This is a genomic window from Natranaerovirga pectinivora (assembly GCF_004342165.1).
Lineage (GTDB): Bacteria > Bacillota > Clostridia > Lachnospirales > DSM-24629 > Natranaerovirga > Natranaerovirga pectinivora.
This window is the reverse complement of record NZ_SMAL01000001.1, coordinates 184,687-199,198: the sequence shown is the minus strand read 5'-3', so window position 1 is coordinate 199,198 and position 14,512 is coordinate 184,687. Positions and strand designations below refer to the sequence as shown.

Here is a 14,512-nt window from a genome sequence, read left to right as displayed (position 1 = left end):
AACCTCCTATTTCTCTTGATATGTTAATACCCCATTAAAGCCATATTTCCCTGGATTTTTTCTTCCATCAGCCTCTTCAATATCAATGGCAACTACTGTGTTTATATATATATCACTAAAATAATCCATTTTTTTAATGTTTTCTATATATGTGGCAATAGTTAATTTATCCGTTGCATACCCTGAAATCATTAATTGGTTATGGGTATGATTTAAAGAGGTATAATGTAAATTAGTAGGCATTTCTCTTTCAAACTCATTTAGTATCTCTAATAAATACTCACTATTATTTTTTGATATTTTTAATACATCTTCTCTTAAACTTAGTTCTTTTGTTAAGCCCTCATGTTTTTTTATTATTTCTTCAATGCCTTTGATGCTGTTTATTTCATTAATCAGTCTTGTTTTTTCTAATTCCAGCCTATTTTTTTCATTTAATGGATACATTAATACCAAAACAAAAAGTGCTCCTCCTAAAACAATTAGTTCTACAATTAATCTTTTTTTTCTATTTTTAGTGTCTCTATGTATGATTTCTGTTGGAACAAAATTTATTTTCGACATCACTGCACCTAATGCAGCTGTATAATATATTTGATCTTTTAAAAAATTCTCAACCTTAGTAGATTTAATATGGGTATACTCATTTATAATTTTGGTTTTTAGGTTAAAATTTTTCTCAATGTAATCTTCTATTCCATAGAATTCTGAGCCATTTCCTATTATAAATATGCCATTAACAGGCTTACTGTCTGTACGTGAACCATAATAATCTAGCAATCTAGAAACGCCACTCATTATTTTATTTACAGCAATGGTTATTTCTCCAGTAAGGTAGGAATGCTCTTCCACCTCTATATCAAAAACCGATTTTTCTTTGACTAATATAGTCGCCTCTTCATAGCCAAGATTAAGCTTACTCATTACCCCTTGATATATTTCATTCGTTCCAAATGGTAAAAATCTTTGTGCTTCTAACTTACCGTTATTAAGAATAGTAGCAATAGTAGATTCACTACCTAATTCTAGGTAAATATTATTACCTTCATAATTCTGTAGTTTAAATAGCTCCACTAAACCATTACCTGCATACCCAATGGATTTTAAAGTTAATCCCAGTCTTTCAGCTAATTCCACATACCCTTCAACAAGTGATTTAGGCGCTGCCAATATAAGAATTTTTTGACTCTTTGTACTGGAATCTTCAATGGTGTCAATAGGTGTATGATCTATTATGTAATCATTAGTGTTTACAGGGAAATACTCTGATACATTCATATTTATAACCGTACTAAGCTTTTTAGGTTTTAAATAGGGTAATGTTATTTCACGAGAAATGATTTTACTTGAATATATTGTAATAATCAAGTTTTTAGTTTTAATTTTATTTTCTATTAATGTCTGTTTGATTAATCCTGCTAAATATTCTTTGTTACGTATATAACCATCTTCTACAGCTTCAGAGGATCTTAGAATATTAATAGCCTTTTTCACTATAATATTATTTTTTTTCTTAACTACTTCTGCTATTTTAAGTGTTTCATTACTTATATCTATTGTGATATATTTCATCAAGTTGCCCCCTCAACTAAGATGTGTCTATTTTAGAATAGTGCATCTTAGTATGTTATAAAAATAAAAGGATTAAAAAAACATACTAAGATACCATTGAATTAACTGTTTGCCATATACTAATGAGATAAACATTCCAATGGATAAATAAGGTCCAAAAGGAACCATTTTACCACCTTTTTTAGTGATCAAAAGTATGATGCTAATAATAGAGCCTACAACAGATCCTATACAAAGGGCTAGTATTATTATATCCCATCCTAATAGTAGACCTGAAGCAGCCATAAGCTTAATGTCTCCACCGCCTATTTGGCCTTTTGTAATAATGGCAATTAATAGTAATAAGCCACTTACTATAAAGAACCCTATAATATAATTCTTCCATTGTTCAATATTATAAATCAAATGGATGATGGCTAATATTAATATGAAAACATTGATTTTATTAGGAATAATCATAAATTTCCAATCAATAAAGCTAAGGGTTATTAGGGCAGATACAAATAAGCAGTAAATAATCGACTCTACAGAATAATCAAACTTCATAAAAATCCAAAGATAAGCTACTCCATTGAGTAGCTCAACTATTGGATATTGTATTGATAACTTCTTTTTACAGAATCTACATTTACCACCTAAAATTACATAACTTAATATTGGTACTAAATCATACCATGGAATGTTTTTATTACATCCCATACAGTGTGAACGCCCCGTTACAACACTTTCGTCTTTAGGTATGCGATAGATGCATACATTTAGGAAACTTCCTATGAGGATTCCTAGTAGTAAAAATAGGTATGCCATATTAATTAATTAGGGTAAACTTTTAAAGATGTTGTATCAGATCCTCTATATACTGAAACTTTTCCATTTTCAATTTTGATATAAAAATTTCCAGTAGCTACTTTTTGAGTAGGTACATTTTGAAGATTTCCAATAGCATCATTAATTAATGTTCTATCGGGATTGGCATTAGCTTCAGCTGGTGTATACTGTCTAAACTCCACTGTACTGTTAGCATCTCCACCAGTTGAATAAGTATTACCACCCCTATCAGCCAGTTCAACAAGAATAGCATTAGCAATTAATGTAGCATTAGACTCATCTGCTGATACCCTTGATCTTTGAACATACCCAATTAAATTAGGTGCTGCAATCCCTGCTATTACTGCTAAAATCGCAATAACGATGATAAGCTCTACTAATGAGAACCCCTTTTGGTTTTTAAAGAATTTTTTAATATTTTTCATATTTGTTCCTCTCCCTTTTTAATTATAATTTTATTTTCAATGCCCCTATACATGATTGAATGTATCATACATTTGGAACATAGGTTGAATAATAGAAAGTACGATAAACCCAACAACAACTGCTAATATAACAATAATTAGTGGCTCTAACATGGTTGTTAATTGTGCAACCGCTGTCTCTACATCTGAGTCATAGAAATCAGCCACTTTATTAAGGGTTTCTTCTAAAGTTCCTGTATCTTCCCCTACTTTCACCATATGAGTGACCATTGGCGGAAAGATTTTCTCATCTTTTATAGGCTTAGATAAAGGAATTCCCCTACTTACTTGTTCTTTTACATCTGTTAAGTGTTTGGACACAACATGGTTATCAATAAGTTTGGCGACTATTTCTATTGCCTCTAATAATGATATACCCGATGCCAATAAAGTACTTAAAGTCCTTGTAAATCTTGATGCTGCTACTTTTATATTTAATGTACCAAAAAGTGGTAGTTTTAACATGATTGAAGAAATTAATATTTTGCCTTGTTCTGATTTGCTGTAATAAATCAATGCAAATAGTCCACCAACAGAACCTAATATAAGGAACAACCATTGATGTCTAATAAAAGAACTAATGGACAATAATATTCTTGTTAACGCAGGTAACTCCATTCCCGCTGAATCAAACATATCTACAAAAGAAGGCACAACAAAAGTTACCAATACACCAACCACTATAAAGGCAATTATAGATACCATAATTGGATAGGTGGTTGCCTTTTTTATGGTTTGTTTCAACTTTGTTTCCTTCTCAAAATGGGTAGCCATTCGATCAAAAGCAATTTCTAAATTACCACTCATTTCACCTGCATCTACCATATTCACTAATAGATTAGGGAATATTTTAGGGTGATTTGCCATTGAACTTGCTAGTGAATTCCCTTTTTCTACTGAACCATATATATCAACAATTGCTTTTTTCAGGTATTTATTAGACGTTTGTTCCCCTAATAAATCTAGTGCATCTAATACACTTAACCCTGCACTTAAAATACTAACAAATTGCTTACAGAACAACGACAGTTCATTTACCTTAACCAAGGTACCAAAAGTAATATTCAAATCTTTGTTTAAAACACTTTGCTCTGCAATACTTAAAGGTATCCAACCATTTTCTTTAATCATAGAAAAGGCAGTATCTTTATTATTTGCTTCTAAGGTGCCTTTTTTATTCTTACCATCACGAGTCAGCGCTTTATATGAATATGTCCCCATCTAAATTCCACCCCTTATTGCCGCTGGGTACATGTGTATATCCCCCACTTATTTACATTTTCATTATATATTCTTTTTCAACAGCAGTCTAGTATTATTTACAGGGAAATTAGGTCTTTTATACCAATTTTCTTTTCAGACTTATAGGATTCTGGGCATATAACAATGCTTTTTCACTTGTAATATAACCGTTTAAGTACAAATCATATAATGCATCATCCATAGTGGTCATACCTATGCTTTTATTGGTCTGAATAATGGACTCTATCTGATGTGTTTTACCTTCTCTTATAAGATTTCTAACTGCTGCATTGGCATGAAGGACCTCAAAAGCAGCTACCCTACCCTTTTCATCTACAGTAGGTAATAATTGTTGAGATACAATGGACTCTAATACCGTACTGAGCTGAACTCGAATTTGTTGCTGTTGGTGAGGCGGAAAAACATCAATAATACGATCAATGGTACTGGCTGCACCTATTGTATGGAGGGTGGACAATACCAAATGACCTGTTTCTGCTGCTGTTATGGCTATGGAAATGGTTTCTAAGTCCCTCATCTCCCCCACTAATATAACATCAGGATCTTGCCTTAAGGCCGCTCTTAATGCATTGGCATAAGATTGGGTATCAAGACCTATTTCTCTTTGATTAACAATGCTTTTTTGGTGAGAATGCAAATACTCAATAGGGTCTTCTAATGTTATAATATGGGCATTACAATTGGTATTTATTTTATCAATAATGGATGCCAAGGTGGTTGATTTACCACTTCCTGTCGGTCCTGTTACAAGGATAAGACCTCTTCTTTTATTATAAAGATCTACAACTGTCTTAGGAATGCCTAAAGCACTTGGGGAAGGTATGGTTGTGCCAACCAAACGTATGGCCGCTCCATAAGACCCTCTTTGTCTGAATACATTGGCACGAAAACGACCGATATTGGTATAAGAAAAAGAAAAATCCACTTCTCCTTTTTGTTCTAATACATCTTTTTGCTTTTCCGTAAGAATACTCATAATTAATTCTTGAGTCGTCTGTGGGGATAATTTTTCACTATGAGCATATTTTAAATTGCCATTGATTCGAATAGTGGGCGGTCTACCAACAGTAAGATGTAAGTCAGATGCTTTATTTTCTTTTGCTATAATTAGTAACTCTTCTACTGTATACATGTTTACTCAATTTTTCCTTCCCATTTTTTAATTAGTCTGCTTCGTATGCAATTCTAACCATTTCTTCAAAACTGGTCACGCCCTTAAGAACTAATTCTATTGCATTTGTTTTAAGTGTTTTCATACCGTCTTTTATCGCTTGTTCTTTTAACTTACTGGCATTTACACCATCATTAATCGCTGTTCTTAGTTCGTTAGACACCTTCATTATTTCGTACACACCAATTCTGCCACTATAGCCTGCATGATTACAAATATGACAACCATTGGCTTTATGAATCACTATATCTTCTTCTATATTAAGGACTTTTTTTTCAAATTCATTTGGTGTGTAAGGCTCCATACATTTTGTGCATAGTTTACGTACCAATCTTTGAGCGATAACACCAACAACAGAAGCCCCCAGCAAGAACGGCTCTATGCCCATATCTATTAACCTGGTTATGGAACCAGTGGCGCTATTGGTATGTAATGTGCTTACAACCAAATGACCAGTAATAGATGCTTTAACGGCTATTTCTGCTGTTTCTGTATCTCGAATCTCACCAATCATAATAATATCAGGGTCCTGTCTTAGGATTGATCTTAAAGCAGAAGAAAAATTAAGGCCTGCTTTTGTATTCACTTGAACTTGGTTGATACCTTCTATGTTGGCTTCTACTGGATCTTCAACGGTTACAATATTAATATCTTCACTATTTAATTCAGATAATGCTGTATAAAGGGTGGTTGATTTTCCACTTCCTGTTGGACCTGTTACAAGTATGATCCCATGTGGATTAGATAGTATTTCATTGAATTTTTGAAGATCTTCTGGAGAAAATCCCAACTCACCTTTCCCTTTGGTTAACCCTTCTTTTGAGGTTATTCGCATAACTATTTTTTCACCAAAAACCGTTGGTAAAGATGATACACGAATATCATACTTCTTTTTATCTACCTTTATATTGATTCTTCCATCTTGTGGTTTTCTTTTTTCAGCAATATCCATTCCACTGGTTATCTTAATTCTTGCAACAATGGCAGATAACAAAGAACTGTCATATTCCATCATCTCTTTCAAGTTACCATCTATTCTAAATCGAACTCTTAAAACCTTTTCCATAGGTTCTATATGTATATCACTTGCCCTATGAACAATAGATTGTTCTAGAATTGTGTTCACTAATTTTACTATTGGGGCACTTTTTACTTCATCCTCAATAATGCTTTCATCTAATTCACTAAAATCTATAATATTTTCTTGTTTGTATCTCTCAGCAGCAGCCATAGCTTGTTCTTTTCCATAGTATAATTCTATCGATTCATTAATTTGTTCCTCTGAGGATAGCATTGGAATAATATTTTTACTTGTAGTCAATGAAATATCATCTATTGCAATAATATCCAATGGATCTTCCATTGCCACATATAAATCATTGTTTTTTATGCGTATGGGCAGGATTCGATGCTTTTTAGCCAATATTTCACTTACTAGCTGAACAGCCACAGGGTCAATTTGGTATTCTTTTAAATCAACATATGGGATTCCAAGTTGAAATTCTAGAATTTGATTAATGTTTTGTTTTGTAACAATACCCATATTAATGAGTATTTCCCCTAATTTACCACCCGTTTGTTTTTGTCTTGCTAGTGCTTCATCTAATTGTTGTTGGGTCATTAGACCATACTCTATGAGTAAATCTCCAAGTCTTAGCTTTTTTCTAGTTCCAATCATGTCCTCACCTCTCTTATTATATTAATGCTCAAAGGTTGTTTTTGTCAACTAATTTGTATAAAAAAGACAATAATTTGTATAATTTTTCCAAAACTATTTCAACTTGCTATATTCTCTCTTATAAACACTAAAAAACAGGCAACATTTATATAAATGTCCACCTGTTCTTATAAACACTCCTCTTTCATACCTAACTATGCTCTTGGAAAGCTTTAAATAATTTTTTTAAAGCTTTTTTTTCAATTCTTGAAACATAGGAACGTGATATCCCTAACATACTGGCAATTTCTCTTTGTGTTTTTTCGTTGCCATTCACTAGGCCATATCTTAATTCTATAACCATTTTTTCTCTTGATTTTAACACCTTTTTCATTTTCTCATACAATTCTTTTACTTTTATTTTTAAATCCACTTCATCAATTATAGAGTTATCATCATTTTCCAATACGTCTATGAGACTTATCTCATTGCCCTCTTTGTCTACTCCGATTGGTTCTTGTAGAGATACTTCCTTTGTTTGCTTCTTCTCAGCTCTTAACATCATTAATAATTCATTTTCTATACATCTTGCAGCATAGGTAGCAAGTCTAGTTCCCTTTTCTATATCATATGATGTTATGGCTTTTATCAAACCTATGGTTCCAATAGAGATAAGATCATCCATATCCCTATCCCCATTATTATACTTTTTAACAATATGGGCTACTAATCTAAGATTTCTTTCAACTAAAACATTTTTAGCTTCTAAATCTCCTTCTTTATATTTTTTTAAGTATAAAACTTCTTCCTCATAAGATAGGGGCTGGGGAAAAGATTGGTTTCCTGAAACATAAAAAGTAGGTATAACAAAACTTATTAATCCAATAATTATATCTAACAAAAAAAGCACTCCCATTTTATGTTTATACTATCTTATGATAATATATAATGGTTTGTGCCTTTCCTATTTTTTTTATATGAATTTTTTGTATAATAGGTTGTTTTTATAGGGTTTTCTTTGATGGTTTAGCTATTTTTTGTTTAATTATCTTCTCCACGTTTTCTTAAAATGTCTAATTCCTCTACTTTTTCACTAAGTTTTACAATAAGTTTTTGTTTAGGATGTGGTGCGCTTGTAACAACACTACCTTCCTCATCCCACATTTCCTCAATAATGGCTTTTTTATGTTTGCCATCTTTTTTCATTACTTCAATCTCATCACCTACACCAAACTTATATCTTTGTTCAATAATAGGCAGTTGTTTTTCATTATCATATCCTATTACTATACCTATGAACGTGTAGTTTCTAATATACGAGTTATTTTCATAAATCTGAGAAGTTTCATCAGGTTTGTCAAAATAAAAACCAGTAGAAAAAGGTCTATAGCTACATTTTTTAATTTCATCAATGTATTGGAGTAGATTTGCTTCATATAAACTCGGATCTTTAAAGTAATCATCTAGAGCTTTTCTATAAGTGCTTGCAACAGTTGCAACATATAGGAGGGTTTTCATTCTACCTTCAATTTTCAAACTATGAATACCTGCCTCTATTAACTGTGGTATATATTCAATCATACATAAATCCTTGGAATTAAATATAAATGTTCCTCTTTTATTTTCATAGACAGGCATATACTCTCCTGGACGTGTTTCCTCAACGATATTGTAGTTCCATCTACAAGGATGGGTACAAGCCCCTTTATTGGCATCTTTTCCAGTAAAATAACTGCTTAATAAACATCTCCCAGAATAACTGATACACATGGCACCATGTATAAATGCTTCAATTTCTAAGTCTTCTGGAATATTATTATGAATTGTTTTGATTTCTTCTAATGAAAGCTCTCTTGCTGCAACAACTCTACTTACACCAAGTTTATGCCAAAAGTTAAAACTTCTATAATTCGTATTATTGGCCTGAGTACTAATATGTATCTCCATATCAGGCATAATTTCTTTTGCAATTTCAAGAATACCAGGATCTGCAATGATGACTGCATCAGGTTTAATTTCTTTTAATTCTTTAAAATACTGAGCAACGCCTTCAATATCTTCATTATGGGCAATAATATTAGCTGTTACATAAACTTTTGCATTGTGTTTATGAGCATAGTCAATGCCTTCTTTCATATCTGCTAATGAAAAATTCTTAGCTTTAGCTCTTAAGCCATACATTTCCCCACCTATGTATACAGCATCTGCACCATATTTAACAGCAACTTTCAAAGACTCTAAATTCCCTGCTGGTATTAATAATTCTGTCTTTTTCATTTTCTTCACCTCGTTTAAAAACATGTGGTAATCCATAGTATCATTTTTTGTAACTTATAGTAATGCCGTCACCTATAGGTAGAATAGTAGTTTCTAACTCTTTATGATGATTAATCTCCCAAAGGTACTCTCTCATTCTAGAATGGATGGTTCTATACCGTCTAGCAACACTAAACCTAGATTTAGCCACGTTGCCATCTTGTAAAACATTGTCAGAGATTAGTATCCCATTATCATTTAACAAATTCACACAGTAAGGTAAAAAAGTAATATATTGACCCTTAGCTGCATCTAAAAAAATAAAATCAAATTGACCCTCTAAAGCTTTTAGAGCCACTTCAGCATCATCTTCTATAATAGTTATAATATGTTCTTTATTGGCCTTTTTTATGTTAGCTTTTGCTTTTTCTATCATATATTCACTACGCTCAATAGTAGCAATGGAACCATTCTCTTGCAAATAATGGCTCATAAGAATTGAAGAAAAACCAACTGCTGTCCCTATCTCCAATACCCTCAAAGGTCTTTTAATAGATAACATTAGCCTTAATAACCCTTGAACTTCATTCTTAATAATAGGGATTTCAAGTCTAATGGCTTCCTTCTCAATCTCACCTAAAACAGGCTCTTTCTCAGGCTCGATAGCCCTCAAATAATCTAAAACTTGTTGATTTGTAATCATCTCTATTACTCCTTAAAAAAAAGGTATTTAAATGTTGTTATTTTTATACAGAATGCTATTGCTTAAATGTAACCATGGAAATCCCTTATTCAAGGAATATATAATGATTCTGGCGTCGACCGGCTGAAAGGAAAGGCAGCCAGAGTTATTATATATTCCTTGAATAAACCCACGACACATCTTTAATTCAAAAACAATTAATTCAATTCATCAAGAAGAGACTAAAGCCATCTTTAGTCTCTATCAAGATTCGTTATCTTAAATATCTATTTACATCTCTATTATGCTCTTCTAATGTTCTATTAAAAGCATGCTCCCCAGTCACAGGATCTCTTAACACATAATAAAAGTACTCGTGACTTTCTGGATAAAGTGCACCTTCAATAGAACTTCTTCCTGGATTGGCAATAGGTCCACTTGGAATACCAGTAAATCTATATGTGTTATATCTTGAATCATAATCTTTATAATCTACGATTCTTCTAGGATCATCTTCAGGATATCTTTCTCTTAAATACTGTAACGTCGCATCAATTTGAAGCAACATATTTACAGCTATTCTATTATAGATAACACCAGCAATCATAGGACGCTCTTCTGCTACTCTAGCTTCTTTTTCAATCATTGCAGCTATGGTTACTATTTCATCCACTGTATACCCTAATTCATCTGCTCTTTTATAATATTCATCCGTAAATACATTATTAAACCCACTAAGCATTCTACTTACAATCACGTCAGCACTTGACCCTTCAAATACTTCATAAGTATCAGGGAATAAGTAACCTTGAAGCCTTGGCTCACCTGGTTCTCTCTCTGGTAAATCTTTAAGGAACCTATAATCATACTCAGTATTATTTACTGCATCCATAAATTCTTCAGCCGTTACAATACCATCATCTTCAAGTTTTCGAGCCATCTGTTGTATCGTAAATCCTTCAGGTATAGTAAAGCGAACTGTTGCCCGTCTTTGCCCCTCAGTGGATAATACTAAAATCATTTCTTCTTCGCTCATGCCAGTATTTAAAGTAAAGTCACCATATCTTAATTTACCATCAAACTCAGATAAAAACTTAACCCTTAACATAAATAAATTGGCGTTTTTAATCAATCCATTTTCCTGAAGTATCTCCCCTATGGCTTTTGTATTAGCCCCTTGAGGTATAGAAACAGTAACATCTCTAACAATAACATTCGGATCTGGTTCACCTAATATAAAGTCATAAACAGCGGAATAAGACTTTGTTCCCACAACGTATATAAGGTATACTGCCAATATTAAAAATAAGATTTTTAATATCATTCTTAAAGTAGTATGCATTACTTTTTTTCCCATATCGTCACCCTCGTTTGTTAAAAACAAATGATTCTAAAGTTCCATTATAATTGGTAGAATCATAGGATTTCTTTTCGTTTGTTTCCATAAGAACTCACTTAAAGCATCTTTTAATGCTGTTTTTATTCTAGACCAATCTGTAATGTTTTTACTTAAACATTGGTTAAGCGCTTCTCTGATCACATTCTTTGCATCTTCAATTAATGTCTCAGATTCCCTAACATACACAAATCCACGTGATATAATATCAGGTCCTGCAACAACTTCTGCTGAGTGTTTTCTTAGTGTTACAACAACAATAATTAATCCATTTTGTGATAAATGTTGTCGGTCTCTTAGAACGATGTTACCAACATCTCCCACCCCTAGACCATCTACTAGCACAGCCTCAGCTGGCACTCTACCTGTTAATCCACCAGATTCATTATCTAGTTCTAATATATCTCCTGGTGATAAAATAAAGATATTATCTTTTTTAACACCTAAATCTTCAGCTAATTCAGCGTGTTTGATTAAATGTCTATATTCTCCATGAACTGGAATAAAGTATTTTGGTTTTACTAGTGTATGAAGCAGTTTTATTTCTTCTTGGCAAGCATGTCCTGATACATGGGTATCTTGGAATATTACTTTTGCACCTTTTCTAAATAATTCATTAATTACTCTTGAAACTGTTTTTTCATTCCCTGGTATAGGGGTTGAACTTAACACTACCATATCCCCAGGCTTAATTGTAATTCTTCTATGGTTATTGGATGCCATACGAGATAAAGCTGCCATAGGCTCTCCTTGACTACCAGTAGAAATGATTACAATTTGATCGTCTCTATAGTTTTTCATTTCTTCTACATCTATTAACATATCACTAGGTATTTTAAGATAACCTAACTCTTTAGCAGTATTAACAACATTAATCATACTTCTGCCTTCTACAACCATTTTTCTTTTAAATTTTACAGCAGAGTTAATGACTTGTTGTACCCTATCAACATTGGAAGCAAAGGTTGCAATAATAATTCTGCTTCTTCTGTTTTCAGAAAATATATTATCAAATGCCTTACCAACGGTTTTCTCAGACATTGTATATCCAGGTCTTTCAACATTTGTGCTATCACATAAAAATGCCAGAACACCTTTTTTACCGTATTCAGCAAATCTTTGCAAATTAATTACCTCACCAAATACAGGTGTATAATCAATTTTAAAATCTCCTGAATGAATGATAATACCTGCTGGTGTTGTTATAGCAAGGGCTACAGCATCAGCAATACTATGGTTACTTCTAATAAATTCAATTTTGAAGTTACCTAATACAATTGTTTGTCCTTGTTTAACAACTTTTCTTCTAGTCGTTTTTATCAAATTGTGTTCTTTTAACTTGTTTTCTACTAACCCAATTGTTAATTTTGTTCCATATATAGGAACATTCATTTCCTTTAATAAATATGGTAAAGATCCTATATGATCTTCGTGCCCATGAGTAAGTACGACACCTTTAATCTTGTCAACATTATTTTTTAGATAAGTAAAATCTGGTATTACTAAATCTATCCCTAACATTTCATCTTCTGGAAACGCTATTCCACAGTCAACAATGATAATATTGTCTTCATACTCAAAAGCAGTGATGTTCATTCCAATTTGCTCTAAACCACCTAAAGGAATAATTTTTACTTTTGAATTTTCTTTGGCCAAAATGCCACCTCCATTTTTTTAGTATGTATATAAAACCGCCCATTATTTCAACTTATACAGCTTAATTCCGAACAAGATTCCTTGAATACAAATTCTAAAATGTTTTCAAGGAAACTATAATTAAATTTGTGCATCAAAAAAAGAAGTTATGCAAGTAACTTTAAAACCAATATTAAGATTTAAAGTGTATCCTTACTTGTTATCTTTTATACAGTCACTACAAATACCATAAAATTTTACTTTATGATCCGTTACTTTAAAATTAAAAGATTTTTCTATTTCGTCTTCTAATGGATCTAATAAATCGTCTTCTACTTCAAGTACTTTACTGCATTGATTACATATTAAATGATGATGATGATGTTCATTTTCGCTTTTACCAATTTCATATCGGCTATACCCATCATCCAAATTTAATCTTTCTATAAGTTTTAATTCTTGTAAAAGTTGTACTGTTCTATATACCGTTGCAAGTCCAATCTCTGGACATTCTATCTTAACTAATTCATAAATCTCTTCAGCAGTTAAATGCTCACCTTGATGCTTTTCTAAAAGCTCAAGAATCGTTCTTCTTTGAGTTGTTAGCTTCAGACCTTTTTCTTTTAAAAGTTCTTTAAAATCATTTTTTTCTTGTGACATAAAACTCTCCCCTAACAAACACCCGAAATATAATGGATTCTGATTTACCTTATTATGGAATAACTCTATACCATTATATGTTTCATTTAGTTTTTTGTCAATTGATACTAGAATTCCTAGAAAATATAATTATGGACTTTCATAATTATTTTAATACTTATATTTGATACTTAAATTATATTTCAAAATCAAAGTCTTCTATCTTAGCTTCAAATATTTTAGAGACAAAAGTTAATTCTTCTTCATTTTCAAGGATTTCATAAATTATATCTTCATCTTCCCCTACTTCTTTTTCTTTTAATATATAAGCTTCTAAATCTGCTTCATCATCGTCTTCATCTTCTGTCACTAATAAATAATTTGTATTATTTATTCTAACCTGTTCCATAACATAAAATTCAACTTTTTCATCACTTCCATCAATTTGAAACTCTAATTTACTTTCTTTTTCCATTTTTACACCTCAATTTATTATTATTTTTGTCCACTGTCTAGATAGCCTTGTAATATAATTACAGCTGCCATTTTATCAATGATTTTTTTTCTTTTTTCTCTACTCATATCCCCTTCTAACAATGTTCTTTCAGCGAACATTGTGCTTAATCTTTCATCCCAAGTTACAACGGGAATATTCAATTCCTTTTCTAATCTTTCTTTGAATTTAAGAGCTTTTTCAGCACGTTCGCCAATAGAATTATTCATATTTTTAGGCAATCCTAGTATTATTTTTTCCACTTCATATTCTTTAATAATCTCAGATATTCTTAAAATAGTCGCTTTTAGATTGTTTTCTTCTTTTCTTTTTATTACTTCTAGGCCTTGAGCTGTCCAACCCATTAAATCACTAACAGCCACGCCAACGGTTTTTGAACCGAAATCTAAACCTAATAACCTCAATATTACACCTCATTTATTGTCAATAACAAAA

At 31.8% G+C, this 14,512-nt stretch carries 14 protein-coding genes; all 14 read right to left on the bottom strand.

Annotated elements, in window-relative coordinates; genetic code table 11:
* Nucleotides 1-6 precede the first annotated feature (6 nt).
* A complete protein-coding gene (gene pilM, locus EDC18_RS00955) occupies nucleotides 7-1,572 on the bottom strand; it encodes a pilus assembly protein PilM (RefSeq protein ID WP_132249342.1) in 1,566 nt (521 codons plus the stop codon).
* 72 nt (nucleotides 1,573-1,644) lie between these two features.
* Entirely contained in the window at nucleotides 1,645-2,379 is a 735-nt protein-coding gene (locus EDC18_RS00950; RefSeq protein ID WP_132249340.1) for a prepilin peptidase, read from the bottom strand.
* A gap of 5 nt (nucleotides 2,380-2,384) precedes the next feature.
* Nucleotides 2,385-2,825, bottom strand: coding sequence for a prepilin-type N-terminal cleavage/methylation domain-containing protein (locus EDC18_RS00945; protein WP_132249338.1), 441 nt, complete (start codon nucleotides 2,823-2,825; stop codon nucleotides 2,385-2,387).
* Between the two features lie 45 nt (nucleotides 2,826-2,870).
* Nucleotides 2,871-4,085 (bottom strand): type II secretion system F family protein, encoded by a 1,215-nt coding sequence (locus tag EDC18_RS00940; protein ID WP_132249336.1) that lies wholly within the window; start codon nucleotides 4,083-4,085, stop codon nucleotides 2,871-2,873.
* A 118-nt stretch (nucleotides 4,086-4,203) separates the two neighbouring features.
* Entirely contained in the window at nucleotides 4,204-5,259 is a 1,056-nt protein-coding gene (locus tag EDC18_RS00935; RefSeq protein WP_132249334.1) for a type IV pilus twitching motility protein PilT, read from the bottom strand.
* Nucleotides 5,260-5,290: 31 nt separating this feature from the next.
* Nucleotides 5,291-6,976 (bottom strand): GspE/PulE family protein, encoded by a 1,686-nt coding sequence (locus EDC18_RS00930; RefSeq protein ID WP_132249332.1) that lies wholly within the window; start codon nucleotides 6,974-6,976, stop codon nucleotides 5,291-5,293.
* Between the two features lie 190 nt (nucleotides 6,977-7,166).
* Nucleotides 7,167-7,847, bottom strand: coding sequence for an RNA polymerase sporulation sigma factor SigK (gene sigK / locus EDC18_RS00925; RefSeq protein ID WP_442929341.1), 681 nt, complete (start codon nucleotides 7,845-7,847; stop codon nucleotides 7,167-7,169).
* Nucleotides 7,848-7,996: 149 nt separating this feature from the next.
* On the bottom strand, nucleotides 7,997-9,232 hold the full coding sequence (locus tag EDC18_RS00920; protein ID WP_132249328.1) for a peptidase U32 family protein: 1,236 nt from the start codon (nucleotides 9,230-9,232) through the stop codon (nucleotides 7,997-7,999).
* Between the two features lie 40 nt (nucleotides 9,233-9,272).
* Nucleotides 9,273-9,914: an O-methyltransferase gene (locus tag EDC18_RS00915; protein ID WP_132249326.1), complete on the bottom strand. Its 642-nt coding sequence runs from the start codon at nucleotides 9,912-9,914 to the stop codon at nucleotides 9,273-9,275.
* Nucleotides 9,915-10,167: 253 nt separating this feature from the next.
* Nucleotides 10,168-11,250, bottom strand: coding sequence for an endolytic transglycosylase MltG (gene mltG, locus EDC18_RS00910; protein WP_132249324.1), 1,083 nt, complete (start codon nucleotides 11,248-11,250; stop codon nucleotides 10,168-10,170).
* Between the two features lie 33 nt (nucleotides 11,251-11,283).
* The gene (locus EDC18_RS00905) at nucleotides 11,284-12,948 is read right to left on the bottom strand and encodes a ribonuclease J (protein ID WP_371829302.1); all 1,665 of its coding nucleotides are present in this window, start codon (nucleotides 12,946-12,948) and stop codon (nucleotides 11,284-11,286) included.
* A gap of 189 nt (nucleotides 12,949-13,137) precedes the next feature.
* Entirely contained in the window at nucleotides 13,138-13,584 is a 447-nt protein-coding gene (locus EDC18_RS00900) for a Fur family transcriptional regulator (protein WP_132249320.1), read from the bottom strand.
* 175 nt (nucleotides 13,585-13,759) lie between these two features.
* Nucleotides 13,760-14,038: a DUF1292 domain-containing protein gene (locus EDC18_RS00895; RefSeq protein WP_132249318.1), complete on the bottom strand. Its 279-nt coding sequence runs from the start codon at nucleotides 14,036-14,038 to the stop codon at nucleotides 13,760-13,762.
* 20 nt (nucleotides 14,039-14,058) lie between these two features.
* Complete coding sequence (ruvX, locus tag EDC18_RS00890) at nucleotides 14,059-14,481, bottom strand: Holliday junction resolvase RuvX (RefSeq protein ID WP_132249316.1); 423 nt, start codon at nucleotides 14,479-14,481, stop codon at nucleotides 14,059-14,061.
* Between the last annotated feature and the right edge of the window lie 31 nt (nucleotides 14,482-14,512).